The 25,678-nt window shown below is 58.0% G+C and carries 24 protein-coding genes; all 24 read right to left on the bottom strand.

Annotated elements, in window-relative coordinates:
- Window positions 1–5: 5 nt before the first annotated feature.
- Entirely contained in the window at window positions 6–872 is an 867-nt protein-coding gene (locus tag M516_RS0110210; protein ID WP_029099038.1) for a 2-oxoacid:ferredoxin oxidoreductase subunit beta, read from the bottom strand.
- On the bottom strand, window positions 844–2,622 hold the full coding sequence (locus M516_RS0110205; protein WP_029099037.1) for a 2-oxoacid:acceptor oxidoreductase subunit alpha: 1,779 nt from the start codon (window positions 2,620–2,622) through the stop codon (window positions 844–846). Before M516_RS0110205 ends, M516_RS0110210 begins: the two co-directional genes overlap by 29 nt.
- Before the next feature lie 194 nt (window positions 2,623–2,816).
- Window positions 2,817–3,758: a dipeptidase gene (locus tag M516_RS0110200; RefSeq protein ID WP_029099036.1), complete on the bottom strand. Its 942-nt coding sequence runs from the start codon at window positions 3,756–3,758 to the stop codon at window positions 2,817–2,819.
- Window positions 3,759–3,906: 148 nt separating this feature from the next.
- Complete coding sequence (gene spoVS / locus M516_RS0110195; RefSeq protein ID WP_003385776.1) at window positions 3,907–4,167, bottom strand: stage V sporulation protein SpoVS; 261 nt, start codon at window positions 4,165–4,167, stop codon at window positions 3,907–3,909.
- Between the two features lie 117 nt (window positions 4,168–4,284).
- Window positions 4,285–5,079: a TIGR00282 family metallophosphoesterase gene (locus M516_RS0110190; RefSeq protein WP_029099035.1), complete on the bottom strand. Its 795-nt coding sequence runs from the start codon at window positions 5,077–5,079 to the stop codon at window positions 4,285–4,287.
- Window positions 5,080–5,255: 176 nt separating this feature from the next.
- Window positions 5,256–6,794 (bottom strand): ribonuclease Y, encoded by a 1,539-nt coding sequence (gene rny, locus M516_RS0110185; protein WP_029099034.1) that lies wholly within the window; start codon window positions 6,792–6,794, stop codon window positions 5,256–5,258.
- Between the two features lie 276 nt (window positions 6,795–7,070).
- Complete coding sequence (locus M516_RS0110180; protein WP_029099033.1) at window positions 7,071–7,712, bottom strand: regulatory protein RecX; 642 nt, start codon at window positions 7,710–7,712, stop codon at window positions 7,071–7,073.
- Between the two features lie 108 nt (window positions 7,713–7,820).
- Complete coding sequence (gene recA, locus M516_RS0110175; protein WP_029099032.1) at window positions 7,821–8,879, bottom strand: recombinase RecA; 1,059 nt, start codon at window positions 8,877–8,879, stop codon at window positions 7,821–7,823.
- 160 nt (window positions 8,880–9,039) lie between these two features.
- Complete coding sequence (locus M516_RS0110170) at window positions 9,040–10,626, bottom strand: DEAD/DEAH box helicase (RefSeq protein ID WP_029099031.1); 1,587 nt, start codon at window positions 10,624–10,626, stop codon at window positions 9,040–9,042.
- Window positions 10,627–10,632: 6 nt separating this feature from the next.
- Complete coding sequence (locus M516_RS0110165) at window positions 10,633–11,874, bottom strand: competence/damage-inducible protein A (protein ID WP_029099030.1); 1,242 nt, start codon at window positions 11,872–11,874, stop codon at window positions 10,633–10,635.
- Window positions 11,875–12,017: 143 nt separating this feature from the next.
- Window positions 12,018–12,593 carry a CDP-diacylglycerol--glycerol-3-phosphate 3-phosphatidyltransferase gene (gene pgsA / locus M516_RS0110160; RefSeq protein ID WP_029099029.1) on the bottom strand — a complete coding sequence of 192 codons (576 nt, stop codon included), beginning with the start codon at window positions 12,591–12,593 and terminating at the stop codon, window positions 12,018–12,020.
- Entirely contained in the window at window positions 12,594–13,940 is a 1,347-nt protein-coding gene (gene rimO, locus M516_RS0110155; protein WP_029099028.1) for a 30S ribosomal protein S12 methylthiotransferase RimO, read from the bottom strand.
- Between the two features lie 112 nt (window positions 13,941–14,052).
- Window positions 14,053–14,961 carry a helix-turn-helix domain-containing protein gene (locus M516_RS0110150; RefSeq protein ID WP_029099027.1) on the bottom strand — a complete coding sequence of 303 codons (909 nt, stop codon included), beginning with the start codon at window positions 14,959–14,961 and terminating at the stop codon, window positions 14,053–14,055.
- Between the two features lie 12 nt (window positions 14,962–14,973).
- Entirely contained in the window at window positions 14,974–15,753 is a 780-nt protein-coding gene (locus tag M516_RS0110145; protein WP_029099026.1) for a DUF3388 domain-containing protein, read from the bottom strand.
- Between the two features lie 122 nt (window positions 15,754–15,875).
- Window positions 15,876–16,145, bottom strand: a complete 270-nt coding sequence (locus M516_RS0110140) for a DUF3243 domain-containing protein (protein WP_029099025.1) — start codon at window positions 16,143–16,145, stop codon at window positions 15,876–15,878.
- 90 nt (window positions 16,146–16,235) lie between these two features.
- Window positions 16,236–16,970: an elongation factor P 5-aminopentanone reductase gene (gene ymfI / locus M516_RS0110135; RefSeq protein ID WP_029099024.1), complete on the bottom strand. Its 735-nt coding sequence runs from the start codon at window positions 16,968–16,970 to the stop codon at window positions 16,236–16,238.
- A gap of 9 nt (window positions 16,971–16,979) precedes the next feature.
- Window positions 16,980–18,272: an EF-P 5-aminopentanol modification-associated protein YfmH gene (gene yfmH / locus M516_RS0110130; protein ID WP_029099023.1), complete on the bottom strand. Its 1,293-nt coding sequence runs from the start codon at window positions 18,270–18,272 to the stop codon at window positions 16,980–16,982.
- Window position 18,273: 1 nt separating this feature from the next.
- Window positions 18,274–19,569 carry an EF-P 5-aminopentanol modification-associated protein YfmF gene (gene yfmF, locus M516_RS0110125; protein WP_029099022.1) on the bottom strand — a complete coding sequence of 432 codons (1,296 nt, stop codon included), beginning with the start codon at window positions 19,567–19,569 and terminating at the stop codon, window positions 18,274–18,276.
- A gap of 193 nt (window positions 19,570–19,762) precedes the next feature.
- Window positions 19,763–19,918 carry a CpXC domain-containing protein gene (locus M516_RS25535; protein ID WP_162836724.1) on the bottom strand — a complete coding sequence of 52 codons (156 nt, stop codon included), beginning with the start codon at window positions 19,916–19,918 and terminating at the stop codon, window positions 19,763–19,765.
- Between the two features lie 237 nt (window positions 19,919–20,155).
- Window positions 20,156–21,115: an ABC transporter permease gene (locus M516_RS0110115; protein WP_029099021.1), complete on the bottom strand. Its 960-nt coding sequence runs from the start codon at window positions 21,113–21,115 to the stop codon at window positions 20,156–20,158.
- Entirely contained in the window at window positions 21,115–22,185 is a 1,071-nt protein-coding gene (locus M516_RS0110110) for an ABC transporter permease (protein WP_029099020.1), read from the bottom strand. The genes M516_RS0110115 and M516_RS0110110 overlap by 1 nt, the downstream gene beginning before the upstream one ends.
- Window positions 22,178–23,692 (bottom strand): ATP-binding cassette domain-containing protein, encoded by a 1,515-nt coding sequence (locus M516_RS0110105; protein ID WP_193746967.1) that lies wholly within the window; start codon window positions 23,690–23,692, stop codon window positions 22,178–22,180. The genes M516_RS0110110 and M516_RS0110105 overlap by 8 nt, the downstream gene beginning before the upstream one ends.
- Before the next feature lie 121 nt (window positions 23,693–23,813).
- The gene (locus M516_RS0110100) at window positions 23,814–24,866 is read right to left on the bottom strand and encodes a BMP family lipoprotein (protein ID WP_029099018.1); all 1,053 of its coding nucleotides are present in this window, start codon (window positions 24,864–24,866) and stop codon (window positions 23,814–23,816) included.
- 60 nt (window positions 24,867–24,926) lie between these two features.
- Window positions 24,927–25,652 carry a GntR family transcriptional regulator gene (locus M516_RS0110095; RefSeq protein WP_029099017.1) on the bottom strand — a complete coding sequence of 242 codons (726 nt, stop codon included), beginning with the start codon at window positions 25,650–25,652 and terminating at the stop codon, window positions 24,927–24,929.
- Window positions 25,653–25,678 lie beyond the last annotated feature (26 nt).

Genomic DNA, 25,678 nt, shown 5'->3' with positions numbered 1-25,678 from the left:
GCTGCTTACGCAAATTCCGCAACCAGTTTGGCGAAGTCTTCGTCGGAGATGCGGAGGTCTTGGTTGGCCAGCGCTTCTTCCTTGAAGCCCGGAACCAGCTGCTCGTAAGATTTTTGTTCGGTGTTTTGGTAGATCAGACCGGTGATCAGGCCTTTGTACTGCATGGAGTAGGACATGGCCTTGATGCGGTCATGCGGATCGTACCCTTCGATGGTTTCCACCGGTACGATGTTTTCCTTGAACCAGTCGTAAGTGTTCACCTTGTTGTAGGTGACACACGGGCTGAACACGTTGATCAGGGAGAAGCCTTTGTGCTTGATCCCCATCTCGATCAGTTCGGTCAAGCCTTTCAGGTCGCTGGAGAAGGATTGGGCAACAAACGTCGCGCCCACGGACAGCGCCAGCTCAACCGGCGAGATCGCCGACTCGATGGAACCGGCCGGTGTGGACTTGGTCACAAAACCGGTCGCGGAACGCGGAGAGGTTTGCCCTTTGGTCAGACCGTAGATTTGGTTGTCCATCACGATGTAGGTGATGTCCATGTTGCGGCGAATGGCGTGAACCGTGTGGCCCATCCCGATGGCGAAACCGTCGCCGTCACCGCCGGCGGCAATGACCGTCAGTTCGCGGTTTGCCATTTTCAGCCCTTGCGCGATCGGCAGGGCGCGGCCGTGTACGCCGTGGAATCCGTAGCAGTTAATGTAGCCGGAAATACGACCGGAGCATCCAATACCCGAAACGACCGCCAGTTGTTCCGGTTCCAGGCCTACGTTGGCAGCGGCGCGTTGAATGGCCGCCTGTACGGAGAAGTCACCACAGCCCGGGCACCAGTTCGGCTTTACGTTATTGCGAAACTCTTTCATAGTCGCCATGTTTAATCAGCCCCTTAACTTCGGTATAGATTTCCTTCGGCAAGAACGGGTTTCCGTCGTATTTCAGCACGGATTTGATTTTTTCTGCGTGTCCAACGTGCAGTTTGATCAGGTTGGCCACCTGCGCCTGCGCGTTGTGTTCCACCACGATTACTTGTTTTGCTTTTTCCACGTACGGCTTCAGCAGTTCGGCCGGGAACGGATGGATCAGGCGGATTTGTGCGTGGTTCACTTTTACGCCTTCTTGTTCCAGACGACCTTTCGCTTCCTGGATCGTGCCAATGGTGGAGTTGATGCCCACGATCAGCACATCGGCTTCTTCATGAGGAGAGTCAAAGGTGATCGGGTTTTTGAAGGATTTCAGCACGCCGTCCAGCTTGCGCATCCGTTTATCCATTTGCTGCACGCGGTTTGCGGCGTTTTCGGACGGACGACCGGTTTGATCGTGCTCGACCCCTGTCACGTGGTGCAGGCCGTATTTTTGACCCGGCAGCACGCGCGGAGAAACGCCATCTTCGGTCACTTCGTAGCGCTTGAACAAGTCGTTTTGCTCTTTCGGCGGCAGTTCTTGTCCAGCCAGCAGCTTGCCGCGGCGGATTTCCACCTTGCTGTAGTCAAACGGCGTTACCGTCTGTTTGCCCAGCGACAGTGTCAGGTCGGTCAACACGATAACCGGCAGTTGGAATTCTTCCGCGATATTGAACGCCTCGGCGGTGTCGTAGAAGCACTCTTCCACCGTGCTCGGCGCGATAACCACTTTCGGAATATCGCCATGCGTACCGTAGATCATGGCGTTGACGTCGGATTGCTCTTGTTTGGTCGGCATACCGGTCGACGGACCGCCGCGTTGGGTGTCCACGATGACAACCGGTGTTTCAGTGATACCGGCAAGACCGATTGCTTCCATCATCAGGGACAGACCCGGGCCGGCGGAAGCGGTCATGGCGCGCACGCCGCCGTAGTTGGCGCCGATCGCCATGGTGATGGCCGCGATTTCGTCTTCGGTCTGGATAACGGTACCGCCAAACTTCGGCAGTTTTTTGATGAGATATTCCATAATCTCGGAAGCCGGGGTGATCGGGTAAGCCGGCATGAAACGACAACCCGCTGCCAGTGCGCCAAGTGCGATCGCATCGTTGCCGATCATGAAGAGCTGCTTTTGACCGTCAGCCTTCTCCAGTTGGAATTCAGGGAGTTGTCCACCCGTCAGTTCGTTGACGTAGTCAAATCCGCGGCGAATGGCTTCCATGTTCTTTTCCACCACTTTTTCGCCTTTGCGGAGGAACATGTCTTCAACAATGTTGCGGAAGCTTTCCACCGGAATGCCGAGGATTGCGGCAGACGCACCAATGGACACCATGTTCTTCATCAGGGACGTTCCCAGCTCGTCGGCAATTTCCGTCAGCGGAACCGTCAAAAAGCGAACCGCTTTCAAACCTTCCGGCAGTTTCGGATTGAATTTCGCGTCCGCGATGATGATGCCGCCTTCGCGCAGTTCGTGCGCGTTGAAGTCGATCGTCTCCTGGTCGAACGCGACGAGGATGTCCAAATCGTCGGAAATGGCGCGCATCGGTTTGGTGCTCACACGAATCTTGTTGTTGGTGTGTCCACCCTTAATCCGGGAAGAGAAGTGGCGATAGCTGTACAGATGGTATCCCATCCGGTTCATCGCCATCGAGAAGATTTCACCGGTACTCTCGATACCCTCCCCTTGCTGTCCTCCAACTTTCCAGGAAAGTTGACTAATCATTCAGATTCCACCCCTTCAGTGACTGTGAGAAAAAGCTGCCCCACCTTACCCGACAGGTTCCGATAAGATGTGACAAAATTGTGCATAGACTGTACCAATTGTAGTCCGAGCTATGCAAAAATGCAAGTGCTTTTACTCAAATTAGTATTGATCTGAATAAAACGATGAACTTGGTACATTAATGTTCTCGCTTATTATTGTAGCACGTTTCGGAAAACACGCAACCAGTTTTCACGCACAAATTTCTTTACATCCGCCTCTTTGTAGCGCTTCAGGAGCGCCTCCACCAGGTTGTGGTAGTCTCCTGCCCGGGTCAGGTCGCCAAACGTCTCGGTAATGCCGTCAAAGTCGGAGCCAAACCCGACGTGATCCACACCGCCCAAGGCGCAGACGTGATCCAGGTGGCGCAGCAGGTCGTCAATCCAGACCGTCCGCTTTTCCGCCGTGACGAAAAAGTCGACGAACGTCAGTCCCATTACGCCGCCGTTGGCAATCAGCGCCTTGATCTGGTCGTCGGTCAGGTTGCGCGGATGGTCGCACAGCCGTCTGACGTTGGAATGGGAAGCGATCACCGGCGCCTTGGACAGTTCCAGCGTGTCCCAGAAGCCGGGCTCGGCCACGTGCGACACGTCGATGATCATTCCCAGCCGGTTCATCTCTTCGACGACCTTGCGTCCGAACAAGGTCAGGCCCCCCGGATGCGGCTCATGGCATCCGGACGCAACCGCGTTGCTGTGGTTCCACGTCAGCGTCATCCCCCGCAGCCCCAGACGGTGCCAGGTCCTTAGCTGCACGAGGCTTTCCTCCAGGGCATGCGCGCCTTCTACAAACAGAATAGCCCCTTTTTCTTCCTTTAATACGCACGCATCCAAATCGGCGCGGCTGAGAATCGCGCGAATCTTGCCGCTGGCCACGCGTTCGTGAAACAGGTCCAGCATCTCCAGCACGGCCTGAAATCGGCGGCCGTAGGGAACATGGCTGGGAACGTAGCAGGCCATCACCTGGATGTCCACGTTTCCCTTCACCATTTCGGGATAACTTACCTGCAGCCGTTCGTCTTCGCGGTAAAAGTCGAGTTCCGGCTGCTGCCACAGCTTGGACAATACGTCGCAGTGCGCATCAAAAATCTTGAACATCCGTTTCTCCCCGTTTCTGTTTTCTGGAATCGAAGGGCCCATGACGGAGGGCACCGGCAGGCGCTCTCGATTTTTGTCCCTTCACAAACGAAAAAAACCTGTTCATTCAACGAACAAACAGGCCGGTCAAGTCGTATTCCACATCGATTTATCTGGGTTCTACGATAAGCTTGATCGCTGTGCGCTCTTCTCCATCAATCACGATGTCGGTAAAGGCTGGAATGCAAATCAGGTCAACTCCACTCGGCGCTACGAATCCTCGTGCGATAGCTACTGCCTTCACAGCTTGGTTAAGCGCCCCAGCGCCGATGGCTTGGATCTCGGCGGCGCCGCGTTCGCGCAGAACACCGGCAAGGGCACCAGCAACGGAGTTGGGGTTAGACTTTGCTGAAACTTTTAATACTTCCATCCTTTTGAACCTCCCGTCTGATAGGATACCTGTCATTATTAGAATGATATTCGCATAACCCCGAAAAATTCCTGCTTATGCGCAGCAAAGATTCGAAAAATTCAAATCTCGTTCTTATTATTCCATAAACGGGTGGTCGTCGTCAATTCTGATTCGCTCCAGTTTTTTCGCGTGGCCGGTCGCCTTGTCCAACGTGATCAGCACGGCATTCAACTGGGCCGGTTCTCCCGCCACTTCGAAGCGAACGGGCAGTTGGGTGAGAAACTTGCGGATGACCGCTTCCCGTTCCATCCCGAGGATGCCGTTCATCGGACCGCACATGCCTACGTCGCACAAGAAGCCGGTGCCTTGGGGAAGGACGCGCTCATCGGCGGTCTGCACATGCGTGTGTGTCCCCACCACCGCGCTGACGCGGCCGTCCAGATACCAGGCGAGCGCCTGCTTCTCGGAGGTGGCTTCGGCGTGGAAGTCGACAAATATGTATTTGGTCCGCTTGCGTGCCTGTTCCACCAGTTTGTCGGCCGTCTGGAACGGACACTCCAGCGGCGGCAAAAAGGAACGGCCCTGCAGGTTGATCACGGCCAGTTCGCCTTCGGGCTGTTTGATGTATGTAATCCCTTGTCCCGGAGCACCTGCGGGAAAGTTGGCGGGGCGGATCAGACGGGGTTCGCTGTCGATAAACTCATAGATTTCCTTGTTGTCCCAGGCATGGTTGCCGAGGGTGATCGCCTGAACGCCGCCTTCAAACAGCTCCTTGGCAATCTTCTCGGTAATGCCCCTGCCGTGGGCGGCATTCTCCCCGTTGGCGACCAGAAAGGTCGGCTGGTATTTTCGCTTGAGCAGCGGCAGATACGCCTTCACGATGTCCCGCCCGGGCGCACCCATGATGTCGCCGATAAACAGCAGTTTCATTGGCTTTTCACCTCTCCTCTAGTATACACGACCGGATGACCGAAGAAAAACTTGAATAGAGGGCTCCCGGCAAAGCTGATCCTGGTCGGGAAGCGGTTCGGTCCAAAACAGCACGGTACGCTTCCAACCGTTCCCCTTTCTTTCGCATCAAAAAAGTAAAGTGGCCGTAAGCCACTTTACTTTGCATACTCGACTGCCCGCGTTTCACGGATTACGGTCACCTTGATGTGACCCGGATAGTCAAGTTCGTTTTCGATTCGTTTGGTAATGTCGCGTGCCAGACGCGCCGCTTCCGCATCGTCGATCTTCTCAGGCTGCACCATCACGCGGATTTCGCGGCCGGCCTGAATCGCGTACGATTTTTCCACGCCGTCGAACGACTCGGAGATCTCCTCCAGCTTTTCCAGCCGCTTGATGTACGTCTCCAGCGTTTCACGGCGGGCTCCCGGCCGGGCGGCAGAGAGCGCGTCAGCCGCTCCCACCAGCATCGCGATGACGGATGTCGGCTCGGTATCCCCGTGGTGGGACGCGATGCTGTTGATGACAACGGGATGCTCGTTGTATTTCTTCGCCAGTTCCACGCCGATCTCCACGTGGGAACCTTCCACTTCGTGGTCGATGGCCTTGCCGATGTCGTGAAGCAGACCGGCCCGTTTTGCCAGTTTGACGTCTTCTCTCAGTTCGGCTGCCATCAGTCCGGCCAGGTGGGCCACTTCCATCGAGTGCTTCAGGACGTTTTGCCCGTAGCTGGTCCGGTAGCGCAGACGGCCGAGAATCTTGATCAAATCCGGATGCAGGCCGTGAACACCGGTTTCAAACGTCGCCTGCTCGCCGTATTCGCGGATGCGCTCATCCACTTCCCGACGCGCTTTTTCCACCATCTCCTCGATGCGGGCGGGGTGGATGCGTCCGTCGGCAACAAGCTTGTCCAGAGCGGTTTTGGCGATCTCCCGACGAATCGGATCGAAGCCGGACAGAATGACCGCTTCCGGCGTGTCGTCGATGATCAAGTCGATGCCGGTCAGCGTTTCCAGCGCGCGGATGTTGCGTCCTTCGCGTCCGATGATGCGGCCTTTCATCTCATCGTTCGGCAGCGTAACCACGGAAACGGTGGTCTCCGCCACATGGTCGGCCGCGCACCGCTGGATGGCGGTGGTGATGATCTCGCGTGCCCGCTTGTCCGCCTCTTCCTTGGCTTGTGTCTCGATCTCCTTGATCATGACCGCCATTTCGTGGCGAACGGTGTTCTCCACATCGGTCAGGATGATGTTCTTGGCTTCTTCCTGGGTCAGTCCGGAGATGCGTTCCAGCTCGGCCACTTGTTCTTTATATAAGTGCTCTACCTTGCTTTGCAGTTCCGCGATGGTTCTGTCGCGCTCGGCCAGTTCGTCCTCCTTGCGCTCCAGTTGTTCCATCTTGCGGTCCAACGCCTCTTCCTTCTGCAGGATGCGGCGTTCCTGGCGCTGAATTTCGTTGCGGCGTTCGCGCAGTTCGGTTTCCGCCTCGGAGCGCAGTTTGAATACCTCGTCCTTGGCTTCCAGCACCTTTTCCTTTTTGACGGCTTCGGCGTCCCGTTTGGCTTCTTCGACGATCTGCCGCGCCGCTTCTTCGGCGCTGGAGATCTTCGCCTCCGCAATGGATTTGCGCGTGAAGTAGCCGGCACCATAACCGACAATCAGCACGGCGAATAGCACGATCAGTACAATCGGATCCATAATGGCCATAGGCTCTTTTGTTTCACCTCCTTGTGGTAAGACATCTCCCCGCTTTCCAAACATTCGTTTTTCATGGCGTGTCGCTGTTGTTTCGCTCCGGTATAGTTAAAAAACAAGACCGATTTTACTCGGTCCGCTGAATCCGCACAGGTTCGTACGGGTGTTCAGTTGTTACACTGGCAACGAGCGATCAAATCAGCGAAAAGGTATGATGCACCAAGTAAATACAAATCTATTTTATTATTTGTGAACAAGAATTGTCAAGAACTGCAAATGCTATGACCCGCCGTCCTCACGCAGTTCGCGGCGAATCTGCTGCACGATTGAGCCGGAGAACCCCTTGCGCGCCAGCATCGCCAGCAGCTTTCGCTCCTCGTCCGGTTCCGGCGGCCCTTGCCGGTGCCGCCGCTTCTTTTCCACCAGCCTGCGGGCCGCTTCCAGCTCATCCTCGTATGAAACGGCACGCACGGCCGCATCCGCCGTGTCGCTGTCAATTCCCCGCTGCTGCAGTTCCATCCGCATCATGTACGGACTGCGCGGCTTGAGCCGCAGCCGTTCGTCCACCCACTGCCGGGCAAACCGCTCATCGTCCAGATAGCCCTGTTCTTCCATGCGGCGGCAGATTTCATCCGCCACGTCCGCCGCATACCCTTTCTCCCGGAGATAGGAAGCGACCTGCTTTTTCGTCCGCGGGCGGATGCCCAGATAGCGGAGTGCCAACAGGTAGGCCTTGTGCTCTTCTTCGGCGAGCAGCACCTCCCGGCAGAACGCCTCGTCCAGCTCCGTTCCCTTCAAAAGCTGATACTTGACGAGGATGTCTTCATGAACGGAAAAGACGACCTCGTCGCCGATTTGAATATGATAGCGATGCTGGTTTTTCGCGTCGCGGTGAACGGCGGTAATCCGGCCGCTTTTCATCGCGCCTCTCCCCCCTTTACGGCGAACCCCGCCCGGCTCGCAGCACGTCTGCGCCGGGCGGGGGTTCGAACATCAAACAGCCTGTCAGGGCGACAGGCTGTCAAGCGATTACTCGAAATCAAATACCGGTTCCTCATCCTGCTCCGGATCGTTGACCGGCTCCATGCTCGGGATGGAGTTGGGATTAAGGCTGAAATACTCGCGCACTTTGGCTTCGATTTGCGCCGCCACTTCCGGGTTTTCCTTGAGGAAGAGTTTGGCGTTCTCCCGTCCTTGGCCCAGACGCTCATCGTTGAAGGAGTACCATGCCCCGCTCTTCTGGATCACATCGATCTCCGCGCCGATGTCGAGGATGCTGCCCTCCTTGGAAATGCCTTCGCCGTACATGATGTCCACTTCGGCGGTTTTGAACGGCGGCGCCACCTTGTTTTTCACGACCTTGATCTTGGTCTTGCTGCCGATCACGTCGTTGCCCACCTTGATCGCTTCCGCCTTGCGCACGTCCAGGCGAATGCTCGCGTAGAACTTGAGCGCGCGTCCGCCCGGCGTCGTCTCCGGATTGCCGAACATGACGCCCACTTTCTCGCGGAGCTGGTTGATGAAGATGGCGATGGTCTTCGATTTGTTGATGGCCCCGGACAGTTTGCGCAGCGCCTGCGACATGAGGCGGGCCTGCAGCCCCACGTGGGAGTCGCCCATTTCGCCTTCAATCTCTGCTTTCGGCACGAGCGCGGCTACGGAGTCCACGACGATGATGTCAACGGCACCGGAACGCACCAGCGCCTCGGCGATTTCCAGCGCCTGCTCGCCCGTGTCAGGCTGGGAGAGCAGCAGCTCATCGATGTTTACGCCCAGTTTTGCCGCGTAGACCGGGTCCAACGCGTGCTCTGCGTCGATAAACGCGGCTTGTCCGCCCTGGCGCTGCACTTCGGCGATGGCGTGAAGGGCAACCGTCGTTTTACCGGAGGATTCCGGTCCGTAGATTTCGATGATCCGGCCGCGCGGGAATCCGCCCACACCCAGGGCGATGTCGAGGGCGAGCGCTCCGCTGGAGACGGTGGAAACCTGAACGTTGGCCATGTCCCCCAGCTTCATGATGGATCCTTTCCCGAACTGTTTTTCTATTTGACGCAATGCACTTTCCAAAGCAGCGCGACGATCTGACAAATGGTACACTCCCTTTCAACTCGTAACTGATTTGCTTGTCTTCATCATACATCGAGACAGAAGCGTTTGCCAAGTATTTTTTGCGAACAAATATTCGCATGATGAAAAGAGGCCGTCCGCCCCGAAAACGGAACGTGACGGCCTTTGTCGGCTGTCGGTATCAGGAACGCTTGGCGCGCGGCTTTGCCGGCTCCAGGTTGATCCGTCTGCCGTTGATGCGCGTTTGGCGAAGCGATTCGTAGACGAACGGCGCCACTTCTTCCGGAACCTCCACGAAGGTGAAGTTCTCGAAGATGTCGATGCGGCCGACCGCCTTTCCGGGGATTCCGACGGACTCGGAAATCTCCCGCACCAGATCCTGCGGGCGTACGTTGACGTTGCGGCCCACGTTGAGGAAGAAGCGCACCATCCCCTTGGCGGCGCCGGTCTCCCCGAAGTTGTAGACCTCAGTCTCCTCCGACTCGCCGATCTCGGTGTGGAACGCGAGGTGCAGCGCCGCAGCGGCGATCTTCTCCGCCGGGTACTGTCCGATGAGCGAGTTGGCCACCTTCACGTACATGTCGGCCACGCCATCGCTCTCCAGCAGGTTGACCAGTTGTTCCCGCAGCTGCTCCTGCTTGCGTTCCGCCACTTCCTCCAGGGACGGCACGTTGCGGCAGATCAGTTGGGCTTTGGTCTGTTTCTGGATGAACATCATCTGGCGCATCTCGCGCGGCGTCACCAGCGTCATGGCAATGCCCTTGCGGCCGGCGCGGCCCGTACGGCCGATCCGGTGCACGTAGCTTTCGGAATCCTGCGGGATGTCGTAGTTGATGACGTGGGAAACGTTGCCGACGTCAATGCCGCGCGCCGCCACGTCGGTCGCGATCAGCAGCTCGATGGAGCCCTCGCGGAAGGCGTTCATCACCTTGTCGCGCTGCGCCTGGGACAGGTCGCCGTGCAAGCCGTCGGCCAGGTAACCGCGCGCCTGCAGCACTTCGGTCAGTTCGTCCACGCCCCGTTTGGTGCGGCAGAAGATGATCCCCAGCTCGACGTCTTCGCTGTCCAGGATGCGGCAGAGGCTTTCCACCTTGTTGCGTTCAAACACCTTGTAGTAGACCTGCTCGATCAGCGGAGCGGTCACTTCTTCGCGGCTGACGGCGATCGTCTGCGGCTGTTTCATGTAGCGGGTCGCCAGGCGCTTGATTTCCGGCGGCATGGTCGCGGAGAACAGCAGGGTCTGACGGTCTTCCGGGAGGTGGTTGATAATGGTTTCAATGTCGTCGATGAACCCCATATCCAGCATTTCGTCCGCTTCGTCCAGCACAAGCGTGTGCACGTGCTCCAGCTTCAGCGTTTTGCGGCGCAGGTGGTCAAGCACGCGGCCGGGCGTCCCCACCACGACCTGGACGCCCTGGCGGAGCGCACGGATCTGGTGCCCGATGGACTGTCCGCCGTAGATCGGCAGCGTGCGGACTTTTTTATACTTGGAGATGCGCAAGAGCTCGCCCGCCACCTGGATGGCCAGCTCGCGGGTGGGCGTCAGGACGATCGCCTGCACGCGGTTGCCCGGCGTCACTTTTTCAATCAGCGGAATGCCGAATGCGGCGGTTTTCCCCGTACCCGTTTGCGCCTGACCGATCAGGTCTCCGCCCTCCAGCACTTTCGGGATGCAGGCAGCCTGGATCGGGCTCGGCTCTTCGAAGCCCATGTCGTAAATGGCTTGCAGAATGGATTTATGTAAAGGAAAATCAGAAAAAATCGTCATGTGTTGTCACCTTTCTTTTAGTCGTTGCAGCGCGTAAAACAGCGCAAATTTGGCCGCCCGGCCGACGATGGCCTGTCGTCGTCCGGCGAGGCGAAGCTCCTTGACCAGCGTGGGCAGCCCTTCCACGGCGACGCCCACGTAGACCAATCCCACCGGTTTGCCTTCAGAGGAATCAGGGCCGGCCACCCCCGTCACGGAGATGCCGACGTCCGCGCCGAGCGTCGTCCTGACGTTTTCGGCAAGCAGCCGGGCCGTCGTCTCGCTGATGGCCCCTTCCCCTGCCAGGACTTCCTCCGGCACGTTGAGCAGCTGCCGCTTCGCCTCGTTGGTATAGCACACCACTCCGCCGCGCATGACGGCGGAACTGCCGGGTACGGATGTAATGAGGGAGGCGGCCGTTCCCCCGGTGCAGCTCTCCGCGCAGGCGATCGTCGCGCCCCTGCGCTTCAGTTCGTCCACCAGCACCTCGTGCAGCGACGTCTCTCCCGTCGCGTAGATGTACTCGCCCAACCGCTCGCGAATCTCCCTCTCCACGGGCTGAATCAGCCGCTCCGCATCGTCCACGTTCGCCGCCCTGGCAGTGATCCGCAGCGTCACTTCAAACTCCTTGGCGTACGGGGCGATCGTCGGGTTGTCCTGCCGTTCGATCAGGTCGAGCAGCCGTTCCTCCAGCGCCGATTCGCCAATGCCGTAGAAGCGCAGCACGCGCGAGTGAAACACCTGCTGCTCCGGCTTCAGCCCAATCAGATACGGCATCACGTATTTCTCCACCATCGGGTACAGTTCGCTGGGCGGCCCCGGCAGCAGCACGTAGGTGCGTCCGTCGCGCTGCGCCGCCATGCCGGGCGCCATGCCGTGATCGTTCGGGAAGACGCGGCTGCCCGCCAGCACCAGCGCCTGCTTGCGGTTGTTCTCCGTCATCGTGATGCCCCGCTGGCGAAAAAACGACTCGATCCGCTCCATCGCCGCCTGATCGGTGGTCAACCCGACGCCCAGGTGCTCCGCCACGGTTTCTTTCGTCAAGTCGTCCTGGGTCGGTCCCAGTCCGCCGGTGAACACGATCAGATCGGACCGGGCCGACGCCTGGCGGATCACGCTTGCCAGCCGTTCGGCATTATCCCCCACCACCGTGTGGAAATAGACGCCAACGCCGATTTCCGCCAGCTTCTGGGAGAGATACTGGGCGTTCGTATTGGCGATCTGCCCAAGCAAAAGTTCCGTTCCCACCGCGATAATCTCCGCTCTCATGCCCCTCATCCACTCTCTTTGGAAATAAAGTAACGCTGCCCGTCGAAGCCCATCCGGCGAAGCTTTTCCTGCCGCATCGTCAGGCCGTCCCCGAACGGTTTTCCTGTCTGATACGGTAAGAAAAGAAGACCAATACCCGTTTCTTACGAGTATTGGATGACGTTGCGATTCTTGGCGAAGTAGTCATACCCGGAGTACAGGGTAATCACCACCATTGCCCATATCGCCGCTTCATCAAAGGGAATGCCGAAAATCTCAAACGGAAAATTGTTCACCATCACCGCCGTAATGGCCACGATCTGCACCCATGTTTTCAGTTTGCCCAATGCGCTGGCGGCAATTACCTGCCCTTCCGCCGCTGCCACCAGTCTCAGACCGGTCACGGCAAACTCGCGGCTGATGATGACGATGGCGATCCACGCTTCCAGCCGGTGCATTTCCACCAGCGAAATCAGCGCCGCGGAAATCAGCAGCTTATCCGCCAACGGATCGAGGAACTTCCCCAAGTTGGTCACGATTTTGCGTTTGCGGGCGATATAGCCGTCCAGACCGTCCGTACTGGCCGCCAGGATGAATACCAATGCCGCAATCAGTTCGTTGTACGTCATCGACACGCTGCCGATGGTAAACGTCCCGATGTTGTAACGCACCAGCAGAAAAAACATGACTACCGGCACCAGGAAGATCCTGGCGAGGGTGATGCGGTTGGCGAGATTCACCTAGACTACCTCCCCGGCCAAGTCGTATTCGTAGGAGTGCGTAATCTTCACCTTCACGATTTTGCCCAGTTCGCCCTTGTATCCCGTGACGAACACCTCGCCGTCAATCTCCGGAGCGTCGTACTGGGTGCGGCCGACGTAGATGTCATTGCGCCCTTCGTACCGCTCGATGAGCACGTCCAGCACCTGTCCGACAAAGCGGCCGTTTCGCTCGGCGGCGATTTCCCGCTGAATCTCCATCAGGATGTTGGCCCGTTTTTCCTTGGTCTCCTCGTCGACGTGGTTCGGCAGACGGGTCGCCGGCGTATCGTCTTCGTTCGAATAGGTGAAGACGCCCAGCCGGTCAAACTTCACATCCTTCACAAATTCGCACAGGCGCTGGAAGTCCTCTTCCGTCTCGCCGGGGAAGCCGACGATCAGGGACGTTCGCAGGGCGACGTCCGGAACGCGGGCGCGAATCTTCGCCACCAGTTCGCGGGCATCACGCTGGCGGCCGGGGCGGCGCATCTTTTTCAGGATATGATCCTCGGAGTGCTGCAGCGGCATATCAACGTATTTGCACACTTTGGAATTGGTCGCAAACACCTCGATCAGCTCGTCTGTAAAGAAACCGGGGTACGCATAGTGCAGTCTGATCCACTGAATCCCGTCCACTTCGGCCAACCGGTTCAGCAGCTGGGGCAGCATGTGCTTGCCGTCGTAAATGTCGGTGCCGTAGTTGGTGGAATCCTGCGCGATCAGGCTGATCTCCACAATCCCCTGCTCCGCGAGATGCTTTGCCTCCTCCACGATCGATTCGATGGTCCGGCTGCGAAATCCTCCGCGCATCAGCGGAATGCTGCAGAACGTACAGGCGTTGTCGCAGCCCTCCGCAATCTTGATGTAGGCGGAATAGGTCCCTGCCTTCACTTTCCGTTTGACCACTTCCTCGTAAGTGAAGACGGGATTGCCGACATAGGCGGGCCGCTTGCCCGCGAGCGATTCAGCAATAATGTCCGTAATCGACATAAAATCGCCTGTTCCGACAATGCCGTCCACTTCCGGGATCTCTTTTAGAATATCCTCTTTGTACCGTTGCGTGAGACAGCCTGCCACGACAAGCGATTTCAGCTTGCCGGATTCCTTCAGCTCCGCCATGTCGAGTATCTTGTTGACCGATTCTTCCTTGGCGGCGTCGATGAATCCGCAGGTATTGACGATGACGACCGTTGCTTCTTCGGGGTTATCGACCAGTTCGTAGCCTTTTTCATCTATCAGATGGGCCATCATGTCCGAATCGACCAGATTCTTTTCACAGCCCAGCGTAACGATCGCTACTTTTTCACGTGAGCCTACCTTCTCTGTCATCTGTTTTCCTCCAATTGGTCACACCTGCCCAGATTACACCTATTCAGTATAATATAAGCCGCAACGGAGTGTCAAAAGTGAAGAAAGTACGAAAGGCAAGCATGACGCTTGCCTACTGGGTAACGGATGGTGCCATCGTAACGACGACGTTGGACGGCATGTATTTCATGTTGGACGTGTCTACACGCGCGCCGTTGACCGTCATCTCCACGACCGTCGGCTTGCCCAGACGGATGTATGCCGTCTTGCCCAGTTCGACGACGACTTCCTCGTCTTTCTTCAACGTGCCCTCTTTGACGTATTTCTTGCCCTTCGCCTCGGACACCCCGTACCAGCATTTGTCGTTGACGACTTTGAGTTTGACCGTGATCTTGTCGCCGCCGCCGCTCAGCGTGTACTTGTACAGGGACCCCTGCTGCGACTCGAACGTGACCGTCGCCTGCTGCTCGCCGCTCGGAACCTCCGGGACGGCCGCGGTCGAATCGGGAGCCGGTTCCGTAACGGTGGCGGGAGGTCTGGGCGTCTGGGTCTGCGGCGAAGGGGTTGGCGTCGGCGTGCCGCTCTGGCCCGGATTGACGATTTCCGCGCCTGACGACAGATTCCCCCCCGGCACCGCCGGCTGGGTGTTCATCCCGCTGTTGACGACAGCGATGTAGATCACCCCGATGATCAGCGCGATAAACAGCACCAGCAAGGTCTTGGTCAGCCATCTGCCGGCCTGCAGCGGGTTGTTGGCGGACGCCACCCGGCGGCGGCGCAGCCGTTCCACTTGTTCCTGCGGAGGTTGGGCAGGCAGATCCGCCTGGAAGTGACTCATGATGTGGTTCGGATCAAGACCGACGGCTTCCGCGTAGCTCTTGACGAAAGCCCGTGCGTAAAAGTGGCCAGGGAGTACGTGAAAATGGCCCCTTTCAATGGCTTCCAAATATCGCCGCTGGATCTTGGTGATCCGTTGGATGTCGTCGAGCGTGATCCCTTTTTCTTCGCGGGCCCTTTGTAGTACTTGACCTAGCTCAGACACAGCTTACCCTCCTTAATTCATGTCGAAATGGTCGAAGCCGCGGTTGTTGATCAACTCGTATGTAATCTCTTCGTCCGGATGCTGACGCAGTTCGATGATGTAGTGAAAATCTGACAGTTCGTACTCCGACTCGCGGACGAAAATATCGGGATGTTCGATGATCTTGGCGGCCGGGAAGTTCATGATTTCCCTCAGCAGCGCGTGATGTTTCTCCGTGGAGCGCAGCGTCGACACAATTCCATCTATTAAATATACATGATCAGTCGTCATCTCATCAACGGCAAGGGAGCTGCGCACGGTCTGCCGCAGCAGCGTGGAGGAGATGAACGTCCAGCGCTTGTTGGCCGACACGCTGGCCGCGATCATCGACTCGGTTTTGCCGACGCGCGGCATGCCGCGGATGCCGATCAACTGGTGGCCCTCCCGCTTCAAAATCTCCGCCATGAAGTCGACCAAGAGCCCCAGCTCGTCGCGCACGAACCGGAACGTTTTTTTGTCCTCGCTGTCGCGCTCGATGTAGCGCCCGTGGCGAACCGCCAGTCTGTCCAGCATCGTCGGCGGCCGCAGCCTCGTTATGGTTATATTGTCCATTTTTAGCACAACGTTGCGCAGTACCTCTATTTTTTCGTCGTCATCCGTCAGCAGCAGCATGCCGCGTCGCATGTTGTCGACACCGTTGATCGTCACGATATTGATGTTGAGCATCCCCAAGATGGAGGCGACATCCCCCAGCAGACCGGGCCGGTTTTTGGAGATTTCGTATTCCATGTACCACTCTTTTTTCGCTTCCATGCCCCTATCCTCTCCGACAGCCAATTTTCTCTTCGTATGTAGTATATCACGTTCCGAACGATCGACAATCAGAGATTCGGACGGAAAAGAAAAATCCCCGTGGAAAGGGGATTTCAGTGCAGTTAGCTGCCTTGGTTGGGGCCGGCGTCGTTCTCCACCAGCTTGACCATCATGGATGCCAGCGCGCGCTGCTGCTCTTCGTCGCCGGCGTCCCACAACTGCTTCAGCAGGCGCTCCTGATCGTTTTTCGGGTCCACCTGACCGGCCAGGTAATGGCCGATCTGATACGCCACATTTTGAATGGTGTCGCTTTCCATGCCAGCCTGTTTGGCCTGCTCTACGCGCTCGCCGAGAAATTGCTTCCAGTCGCGGAAATTGTCGAGAACCGACATGTACTATTCCCTCCTTCTGTGCGTTACGGACAGGTTTGTGCCCGTATATTGGTAGAATGCCATCATCAGGAGGGAATTATGCATGCCGTCTCAGGCGTACCAGCCACCGTTGGGACTGATGATCTGACCGGTCAGGTAGCTCGCCTCTGCCGTCAGCAAAAAGCGGACGACCGCAGCCACCTCCGCCGACGTGCCCAGACGGCCGGCAGGGATCTCGGCGGCGATCATTTCCAGTTCCTCGGGAGAAAACCGCTCCATCATGCCGCCCTGAATCGCTCCCGGCGCCACCGCGTTTACGGTGATGCCATTGGGGGCAAGCTCTTTGGCCAGCGCTTTGGTAAAGGCGTTGACGGCCCCCTTGGTGAGCGAGTAGAGCACTTCGCAGGAGCCGCCCGTCAGGCCCCAGACGGAGGAGATGTTGACGATCCGGCCGTACCGCTCCCGAAGCATCGCACCCAACGCCGCCTGCGTCACGAAATAGGCGGAGCGGACGTTGAGCGCCACCAGCTCGTCAAACATTTCGGGCGACACATCGGTAAAAAGACCGACGTGATCCGCCGACGCGTTGTTGACGAGCAGCAGCGGGGCAACGGGCATGGCCTGAAACATGGCGGTGATCTGCCCCACGTCGCGCAGGTCGGCCTGCAGGGCATACGCGGGGACGCCCCGAGCCCGGCATTCGTTCAGCACCGGCTCCAGCTTGTCGTAGGATTGATGGTAATGCAGGTAAAGCGGGACGCCCGACGCGGCCAACGCCAGGCTGATGGCGCGGCCGATCTCGCCGGACGCCCCTGTCACCAACGCCCAAGGCGTCTGTGGGTTCATGTGCGTTCACTACTCCTGCGGCGAAGCGGAACGAACGATCGAGATGGACATTTGTTCCGGCAGAAAGTGCTCCCTCAAGCGTTCCTCCACGTCTTCGCGGGTGATCGACTCCAGCGCCGGCACCACGGAGAAGAGGTCGCTGCCGTTGAATTTGTAGCTGGTAAACTGGTTGGCGATAAACTCCACGGAATTCAGCGAGCGCAAAAACTGGCCGATTTTTTTCCGCTTGGCGCGTTCAAAATCGTCCTGCGCGATGCCCGACTGCTTCAACGCCGCGATTCCCTGCTTGACTTCTTCGGCCAAGCGGTCGGGATCGGGAGTGTCGGCGCCGATAATGGAGTAGCCGTAGTCCTGTTCGCCGCTGTAGTCGACGTCGAAATTCTCCGTGATCAGCCCGCTGTCGTACCATTTCTGGTAGAGGGCGGAGCTGGTGCCAAACGCGATGTCCAACAACAGTTTAGTGGCAAGCTCCCGTTTTAACAAGGCCTCTCCGGACAAACCGCTTTGTTTTTCCTTGAAGCCGATCATGCATTTGGGCATCCCCACGGGCAGATGATGTTCGATGCGCCGCTCGGCCACTTCCGCCGGCTCTTCCGGAAAGATGCGTTCGATCTTCGGCGCGGGCGGGAACTCCTTGGCGGCCTGATTGTTCCGGATCAAGTCCATGACTGCTTCCGGCTCAAACGACCCCACCACCAACAGCAGCATGTTAGCCGGATGGTAAAACGTTTCGTAACACTGGTACAGCATCTCCTTGGTGATCTTGGAGATGGAGTCAATCGTGCCGGCGATCTCGATGTTGATCGGATACCGCTGATACATGGCTTTCAGGAGATTCATGTACACTTTCCAGTCCGGGTTGTCGTCGTACATGGTGATTTCCTGGCCGATGATGCCTTTTTCCTTTTCCACGCTGGCGTCGGAAAAGTACGGTTCCTGCACGTAATCTAAGAGCAGATTCAGGTTGGCCTCCAGCTTGTCGGTGCAGGAAAACAGGTACGCCGTGCGGTTGAAGCTGGTGAAGGCGTTGCAGGAGGCGCCGTTCTTGCTGAACTCGTGCATGACATCCCGGTCTTTTTTCTCAAACATTTTATGTTCCAGAAAATGAGCGATCCCGTCCGGCACGTGCACCTCTTCCCCGCTGCGGGTGCGAAAATGGCTGTCGACCGAGCCGTACCGCGTGGTAAAGACGGCGTACGTCTTGCTGAATCCCTGCTTGGGCACCAGGTACACCTGCAGGCCGTTCGGCAGTTTCTCGTGATAGACGGTTTCGTTCACCTGTTCAAACACGGTGGTCTGCATGTTACACATCCCCCTTTTTGTCCCGCAAGAGATAGATGGTATCGATCGCGACGCGTTCAGCCACGCGTTTAATGTCGTCCACCGTCACGCCGTTGATCTCGTTCAGCAGTTCGTTCAACTGTCGTTTCCGCCCGCTGAGCACGCCGTTGTAGGCAAAGTCGATCATCATCCGGGCGCTGTCCAGCAGTTCGCGGAACTGATTGGTCAGCGTGGCTTTTGTCTGCTCCAGTTCTCCGGCGGTGATGCTTCCCTGCCGCATCAAATCCAACTGTTCCTTGATGATGTCGACAGCCCGCCGGTAGTTGTTTGCGTCGATGCCGGACATCATCATCAGGATGCCTTTGTGGCTCTCCAGCCGGGAGACGGCGTAGTAAGCCAGACTCGCCTTTTCGCGAACGTTGACAAACAGTTTGGAATGGGGAAAGCCGCCCAGCACGCCGTTGTAGACCAGGAGCGCCGGGTAATCGTCGTCCTTGTAGGAAATCTGCGTCCGGCAGCCGATGTTCAGTTTCGCCTGGCTGACATCGAGCCGCTCGATGACTTCCCGCGCCTGGGTCACTTGTTTAGTGGCGTTGGTCGGCGGGAACGTTATCACCTCCGCCCGATCCGGGGTCACATGGGTGCTGATCGCCTCCTCCACTTCCGCCCGCTGCACGTCCCCGACCACGAAGATGTCGATCGGATTGCGCGACGTGATCTCGCGGAAATAGCGGTACAGCTCCGCCCCCGTAATGGACGGCAGATCCTCGGTCCGCCCCTGGGCGAGCAGGGCGAACGGCTCCCCTTTGCACATCTCCGCCGTCACCCGCTGGTTGGCGTACTTCATCTTGTCGTCAATCAGGCTCTCGATCCGCTTGCGCAGCGTCTCTTTTTCCTGGGCGACGTACTTTTCGGCAAACGCTTCCCCTTCCAGATAGGGGCGGGTCAGCACGTCGCCGACGAAGCGAATCGCCTGGTCCAAGAGGGACGTCTCTTGCGAAAGGTACTTCTCGTTCGGCACTTCCATGTAGATCTGGAGGATCTGCCGCTCTCCCTTTTTCACCACGTCCACGTCGAAAATCGCTCCGTAGAGATAGTCCAGATGTTCGCGAAGCTGCTTGGTCTCGGGGAATCGGGCGGTTGCCCGCTTCATTACCATGGCCAGGAGCGCCGTCTTGGTCACGTGCGCTTCGGACAGTTCCTGTTCGATCATGGTCACGATGGTCGTGGTCTTGAATTTGGCAGTCGGCAGGATATGTACATGGATTCCGTTGACTGAGGAGGTGTGAAACGCAATCTCATTTCGCTGCTCGCTCATATCCCATTCTCCCTTCTCCGTCGGCTTGATCTCTTCTATTGTAACCAATTGGCAGGCCGTTCAGCAAAGCAGACGAGAAGAGGCGGGACCGTACCGTCTCCGCCTTTTCGCCGTGAAAATGATCTCTTCTGTTACTGTATGCACCCCGGCCGATGCCTACCACTGCAAAAGAACGGGTCCCGCTCCCGTTTCGCTACAGATCGGTGTCATCCCACTCGCTGAGATCGTCGGGGTCCGCATTGCTTTCGACAAAGCGGCCGCAGTCGGGTTCCAGGCAGAGCATCCCGTCCAGTTGGCTGTCGTGAAACGGCAGGCCGTGGGTGCCGCCGCAGTAGGGGCAGGTCCACATCAGACGTCCTCCTTTATGAAGAAGTGCTTCCTCCGTGTAGTGTGCCCCAATCTCTCTCGGGATTACGCGGACGCATTTGCTGATCGTTCGCGCTCCAACAAAAAAGCGCCCGGAAGTCCGGGCAGGAGACCGACCGCCGTTTCCACAAACGGCGAATCGCCCCTCCCCCTGCGCGGTTTGGAGAGAGCACGACCGCGGAGGGAGAGCGCCAGGTTCCAGACGCATGATCGAGTTTTATTAGCGGGAGCCGGTCTCGTACGGCTTGCCCAGTGCGGCGGGTGCGCTCGAACGGCCGACCACGCCCGCCAGGACCAGGATGGTCAAAATGTACGGAAGCATGTAGATGAATCCGGTCGGAACGTATTGGGTCAGACCGAAGATCTGCACCAGCGACTTGATCGCCTGCGCCACCCCGAAGAACAGCGCCGCGCCCATCGCGCCGGCCGGATGCCACTTCCCGAAAATCAAGGCAGCCAGCGCGATGAATCCTTGGCCGGACACCGTGTTGTGGGAGAAGTTGCTGGTCGTGGTCAGGGCGATCGTCGCGCCGCCCATCGCCGCCAGGGCGCCGCTGATCATGACCGCGGTGTAGCGCATGCGCTTGACGTTGATGCCGACGGTGTCCGCGGCGCGCGGATGCTCACCGACCGCCCGCAGCCGCAGACCGAACGGCGTTTTGAACAGCACGTACCAGGAGAGAGCCACCAGCGCAAACGCGATAAAGCTGGTCGGATACCCTTCGAACAGCGCGTGTCCCACATACGGGATGTCGGCCAGCAGCGGAATGTGCCATTTGCCGAACACGTGGGAGAGCGTCGTGGTTTGACCCGCACCGTGGAAGATGATCTTGGTCAGGTAGACGGACAACCCCGCGGCCAGGAAGTTCAGCGCAACGCCGCTGACCACCTGGTCGGCTTTGAACGTAATCGAGGCCACCGCGTGCGGCAGGGCGAAAATCGCACCGGCCACGATCGCGGCGGCAAAGCCCACCCACGGCGCACCGCTGCCGAACGCGTCCTGAGCGAAGAAGGTGACCACGGCACCGGTAAACGCCCCGATGATCATCATCCCTTCCAGCGCGATGTTGACGACCCCGGAACGCTCCGAGTACATGCCGCCCAGCGCGGCAAAAATCAAGGCAGTGGAAAACACGATGGTATCGTGAACCAGGTTGCTGAGGATCGTACCCCAATCCATCAGTTTCCACCCTCCTTTTTCTTCAGAATAGGCTTCAGGAAGACTTTCACGATGCCGTGAGCAGCCACGAAGAAGATGACGGACGCGATCACGACGCGAATCAGCTCGACCGGAACGCCGGCGCCAAACTTCATGCCGGCTGCGCCGAACGTCAGCATGCCGAAGAGAATCGCTGCCAGGACGACGCCCAACGGGTTGTTGCCGCCGATCAGGGCGACGGCGATTCCGTCAAAGCCGTACCCCGGCATGCCCGCCATGACAGCCTGGTAGTGAAACACGCCCAGGATCTCGCATGCGCCGCCGATGCCGGCGAACATCCCGCCGACAAACATGGCGTTGACGACGTTGCGGTTGACGTTCATTCCGGCGTACTCGGACGCGTGCGGGTTCAGACCGACCGCGCGCAGTTCGAAACCGGTCTTGGTCTTCCACAGGACGACGTAGAAAAAGACGGCGGCGAGAACGGCCAACAGCGTCCCCCAGTGCAGACGGGCGCTGTCAAACATCTGTGACAGCCAGCCGATCGTGATGGAGGCGGAATCCTTGATCATCTCGGAACGCTGCTGCCCCACCGGCACGAAGAAAGCGTTCAGAATGTAGTTGGCAAAGTAGAGGGCAATCCAGTTCAGCATGATGGTCGTGATGACCTCGTTGACGCCCCGGGCCGCTTTCAGGTAGCCGGCGATGGCTCCCCACAGGCCCCCTGCCAGCGCACCGGCCAGCACGGCGAGCGGCGCGTGAATGTACGCCGGGAGATCCAGGGAAATGCCTACCGCCGTAGAGGCGATCATCCCCATGATGAACTGCCCCTCCGCCCCGATGTTGAACAGGCCGGTGCGGAAAGCAAACGCCACGGACAGGCCCGTAAAGATCAGCGGCGTGATCTGGCGGATCGTCTCACCGAAGTTGTACGAACTGCCGAATACCTTTTCCACAAGGGACGCGTACGCCTTGATCGGGTTGAATCCCCCCGCGAGCATGGCGACGGCGCCGGTCAATAATCCAAGAATGATAGCTGCTGCCGGGACGAGGAACGATTCCTTGGTAAAAACAGCAATCACTCTATTCATCGCTTCCTCCTCCTTGCATCCGTTTTCCGCCGGACATCATCAAGCCCAGTTCTTGTTCGGTCGTCGACTTGGCGTCGACAATGCCGACAATCTGTCCCTCGTAAATGACCGCAATCCGGTCGGATACGTTGATTACCTCGTCCAGTTCGAGCGAAATCAGCAGCACGGCCTTGCCCTTGTCGCGCTGCTCCACGAGCCGTTTGTGGATAAACTCGATGGCCCCCACGTCCAACCCGCGCGTCGGCTGCGCCGCGATCAAAAGATCCGGGTCCTTGTCCACTTCGCGGGCGATGATTGCCTTCTGCTGGTTGCCGCCGGAAAGCGCTCGTGCCTTGGTGTGGATGCTCGGCGTGCGGACGTCGAACTCCTCGATCAGTCTGGATGCGTGCTTGTCAATCGCCGCGTAGTCCAGGAAGCCGTTTTTGTTGAACCGCGGGTGGAAGTACGTCTCCAGCACCATGTTTTCGCTCATGGTAAAGTCGAGCACCAGCCCGCGCTTGTGCCGGTCTTCCGGAATGTGGGACAGGCCCGCTTCCGAGATTTCCCGCGGCAGCCGGTTGGTAATGTCCTGGCCCTTCAAGAGGATCCGTCCGCCGGAAGCCTTGCGCAGTCCGGTCAGCACCTCGATCAGCTCGCTTTGGCCGTTGCCGTCCACGCCGGCGATGCCGAGGATCTCCCCGGCGCGCACTTCAAACGAGATGCCGTTCAGCGCGTTGACGCCGCGGTTGCCCATGGCGGTGACGTTCTCAACGGAGAGGATGACCTCTTTCGGCTGCGGTGGCTTCTTGTCCACTTTGAACGTAACCTCGCGCCCCACCATCTTGGCGGCCAACTCGTCCGGGTTGGTATCCTTGACGGCGACCGAATCGATCACCTTGCCCCGGCGAATGATCGTGACCGCGTCGCAGACGGCCATGATCTCCTTCAACTTGTGGGTGATCAGGATGATCGTCTTGCCCTCTTTCACCAGATTGTGCATGATCTCGATCAGTTCCTGAATCTCCTGCGGGGTCAGGACGGCGGTCGGCTCGTCAAAAATGAGGATGTCCGCCCCGCGGTAAAGCGTTTTCAAAATCTCCACCCGCTGCTGCATGCCTACGGAAATATCGGCAATTTTGGCAGTGGGATCCACTTTCAGCCCGTACTTGCGGGAAAGCTCCTCCACTTCCTTGACCGCTCGGCGAATATCTATCTGCAACCCGTTTTTCGGTTCGTTTCCTAACACAATGTTTTCAGTGACCGTAAAGGTTTCCACAAGCATGAAATGTTGGTGCACCATGCCGATGCCCAGTTCGTTCGCGACGTTGGGACTCGTGATGTGTACCGGTTTCCCGTTGATGAGGATTTCTCCCTCATCCGGTTGATACAAGCCAAACAAGATGTTCATCAACGTGGACTTCCCCGCGCCGTTCTCCCCCAGGAGGGCGTGGATTTCGCCTTTTTTCACGACCAGGTTGATGTTGTCGTTTGCGACGATGCCGGGAAAGCGCTTGGTAATCCCGCGCATTTCAACAACTGTCTCTACCGAATTCAACCATGTTCCCCCCGTTTTTGTGGGTCTTAGTTTGAAGGTAAAGAACAAGGCTAGTTGCTCGAACTAGCCTTGTCCGTGTGCAGCCTGCTGTTGGTTACTGTTGAGGTGTTTCAGGAACCTTGATCTCGCCGTTTACGATTTTTTGCTTGTACTCGTCAACCAGCTTCAGCACGTCTGCCGGCACGTTCTTGTTGGAGGTGTCGGCCAGGCCTACGCCGTTTTCCTTCAGACCAAGCCATACGATGCCGCCTTTGAATTTGCCGTCGATGACGTCTTTGGACACGCGGTATACGGCTTCGTCCACACGCTTCACCATGGAGGTGAGGGTGATGTCGTCGCCGAAGGTCAGGGACTGGTCCTTGTCCACGCCGATTACCCAAACCTGTTGGCCTTTGGCCTTGCGAGCCTTGGCTTCGTTGAACACGCCGTCGCCGGTGGCGCCGGACGCGTGGAAGATGATGTCGACGCCCTGGTCGTACATTTGCGACGCGGTGGATTTGCCCTGGTCCGGTTTGTCGAACGCGGCGGTGTACACCTTCACGACCTGAACGCTCGGATCGACGGCCTTCACGCCTGCTTCGAAACCGGCTTCAAAGCGCTTGATCACCGGAATTTCCATCCCGCCGACAAAGCCGACCTTTTTCGTTTTGCTCATTTTCGCGGCGACCACGCCAACCAGGAAGGAACCTTCATGCTCTTTGAACAGGACGGATTCCACGTTCGGCGCGTCCACTTCGGCGTCAATGATCGCCAGTTTGGCGTCCGGGTTTTCGGAAGCCACTTTTTTCACGTGGTCGCCCATCAGGAAGCCGATCCCCCAGGTCAGATCCCATTTGTCCTTGACGAACTGGGTCAGGTTCGGGATGTAGTCGGCGTCACTGGTGGACTGGAGGTAGTTTACGTTTTCCTGCGGGAGGTTGAGGTCTTTTTGCAGTTTTTGCAGACCTTCCCACGCGCTCTGGTTGAAGGAGTTGTCGTTCACACCGCCCACGTCGGTCACCATGCCGATTCTCGCGTTCGGCGCAGCCGCCTGGCCTTCCCCTTGGTTGGCCGCTCCTTGCTGTCCTTCTGTTTTTCCGCCGCACCCAGCCAGGACAAGCGAAAGGCTGAGAGCTGCCACGGAGAGGACGGAAAGTACCTTTTTCATGCCGGAATACCCCCTGTTTTTAAATGGAATGAAATTGTTGTGCGAGGTTTCCCCCGCTTGTTAGAGCCGTCTGCGCACGACGTGAAAGTGAATCTTGTCCGCCCGGAAATAATTGTGGGAATATAGCACGGGCCGTTCACTCTCGTCGTAGTGAATCTGTTTCAGCAGGAGCAGCGTCGCGTTTTTGTCGCACCGCAGCAGATTGGAAACCTTTTCAGAGTAGCCCAGCGGTTCGATGTGAGCCACTGCATACGCGATGCGCAGGCCCGTTTTGCTCTCCAGCCAGTTGAAGATGGACTCGCCCTCTGCCGTGTAGCCTCCGGGCACCAGGTGGGCCGGGATGCGGTCAAAGCAGTAGACGACCGGGTCGCCGTCCGCCGTGCGAATGCGCTCCACCATGAGCACGCCTTCGCCCGGATTGAGGGACAGCCGTTTGCGCTCTTCCTCGCCAGGCTCGCCGAACGCGGTGCGGAGAATGATCGTCCCCGCCTTGTACCCCTGCCGCTCAATCGCGTCCGTCACACTAAAGAGTTCCCCAATCCCGCCGGAAAAAACAGGACGGGAATTGATAAACGTGCCGACCCCGTGACGACGGATCACGATTTTCTCTTCTTCGAGAAGGCGAAGCGCTTCCCGCAGCGTCGCCCGACTCACACCCAACTGTTTTGACAGCTCGGCTTCGGAAGGGAGACGTTCGCCGGGTTTTAACTCCCCGGAATCAATATCGCTCTTGATCTTGTCCATGACCAAGAGGCTCAGCGACCGGAAATTCCCCTTGATGCTCATCCACCTTCACTCCTGCTTACCCTTCA

This window comes from Brevibacillus thermoruber 423 (assembly GCF_000454065.1).
In the GTDB taxonomy this organism is placed as follows: domain Bacteria; phylum Bacillota; class Bacilli; order Brevibacillales; family Brevibacillaceae; genus Brevibacillus; species Brevibacillus thermoruber.
This window is presented reverse-complemented; position numbering and strand designations above follow the sequence as displayed.

What these genes read in the sequence shown, in the direction of transcription:
- M516_RS0110145 (WP_029099026.1), bottom strand. Translation starts at nt 15,753, where the DNA reads ATGGAAGCGAAAAAAGAGTGGTACATGGAATACGAAATCTCCAAAAAC.
- M516_RS0110095 (WP_029099017.1), bottom strand. Translation starts at nt 25,652, where the DNA reads ATGAGCATCAAGGGGAATTTCCGGTCGCTGAGCCTCTTGGTCATGGAC.
- M516_RS0110165 (WP_029099030.1), bottom strand. Translation starts at nt 11,874, where the DNA reads ATGAGAGCGGAGATTATCGCGGTGGGAACGGAACTTTTGCTTGGGCAG.
- yfmH (WP_029099023.1), bottom strand. Translation starts at nt 18,272, where the DNA reads ATGCAGACCACCGTGTTTGAACAGGTGAACGAAACCGTCTATCACGAG.
- M516_RS0110100 (WP_029099018.1), bottom strand. Translation starts at nt 24,866, where the DNA reads ATGAAAAAGGTACTTTCCGTCCTCTCCGTGGCAGCTCTCAGCCTTTCG.
- M516_RS25535 (WP_162836724.1), bottom strand. Translation starts at nt 19,918, where the DNA reads ATGTGGACCTGCCCCTACTGCGGCGGCACCCACGGCCTGCCGTTTCAC.
- spoVS (WP_003385776.1), bottom strand. Translation starts at nt 4,167, where the DNA reads ATGGAAGTATTAAAAGTTTCAGCAAAGTCTAACCCCAACTCCGTTGCT.
- M516_RS0110110 (WP_029099020.1), bottom strand. Translation starts at nt 22,185, where the DNA reads ATGAATAGAGTGATTGCTGTTTTTACCAAGGAATCGTTCCTCGTCCCG.
- yfmF (WP_029099022.1), bottom strand. Translation starts at nt 19,569, where the DNA reads ATGAGCGAGCAGCGAAATGAGATTGCGTTTCACACCTCCTCAGTCAAC.
- M516_RS0110200 (WP_029099036.1), bottom strand. Translation starts at nt 3,758, where the DNA reads ATGTTCAAGATTTTTGATGCGCACTGCGACGTATTGTCCAAGCTGTGG.
- M516_RS0110210 (WP_029099038.1), bottom strand. Translation starts at nt 872, where the DNA reads ATGGCGACTATGAAAGAGTTTCGCAATAACGTAAAGCCGAACTGGTGC.
- M516_RS0110205 (WP_029099037.1), bottom strand. Translation starts at nt 2,622, where the DNA reads ATGATTAGTCAACTTTCCTGGAAAGTTGGAGGACAGCAAGGGGAGGGT.
- M516_RS0110190 (WP_029099035.1), bottom strand. Translation starts at nt 5,079, where the DNA reads ATGAAACTGCTGTTTATCGGCGACATCATGGGTGCGCCCGGGCGGGAC.
- M516_RS0110105 (WP_193746967.1), bottom strand. Translation starts at nt 23,692, where the DNA reads ATGCGCGGGATTACCAAGCGCTTTCCCGGCATCGTCGCAAACGACAAC.
- ymfI (WP_029099024.1), bottom strand. Translation starts at nt 16,970, where the DNA reads ATGAACCCACAGACGCCTTGGGCGTTGGTGACAGGGGCGTCCGGCGAG.
- rny (WP_029099034.1), bottom strand. Translation starts at nt 6,794, where the DNA reads ATGGATCCGATTGTACTGATCGTGCTATTCGCCGTGCTGATTGTCGGT.
- M516_RS0110170 (WP_029099031.1), bottom strand. Translation starts at nt 10,626, where the DNA reads ATGACGATTTTTTCTGATTTTCCTTTACATAAATCCATTCTGCAAGCC.
- M516_RS0110180 (WP_029099033.1), bottom strand. Translation starts at nt 7,712, where the DNA reads ATGAAAAGCGGCCGGATTACCGCCGTTCACCGCGACGCGAAAAACCAG.
- M516_RS0110115 (WP_029099021.1), bottom strand. Translation starts at nt 21,115, where the DNA reads ATGGATTGGGGTACGATCCTCAGCAACCTGGTTCACGATACCATCGTG.
- M516_RS0110140 (WP_029099025.1), bottom strand. Translation starts at nt 16,145, where the DNA reads ATGTCGGTTCTCGACAATTTCCGCGACTGGAAGCAATTTCTCGGCGAG.
- rimO (WP_029099028.1), bottom strand. Translation starts at nt 13,940, where the DNA reads ATGACAGAGAAGGTAGGCTCACGTGAAAAAGTAGCGATCGTTACGCTG.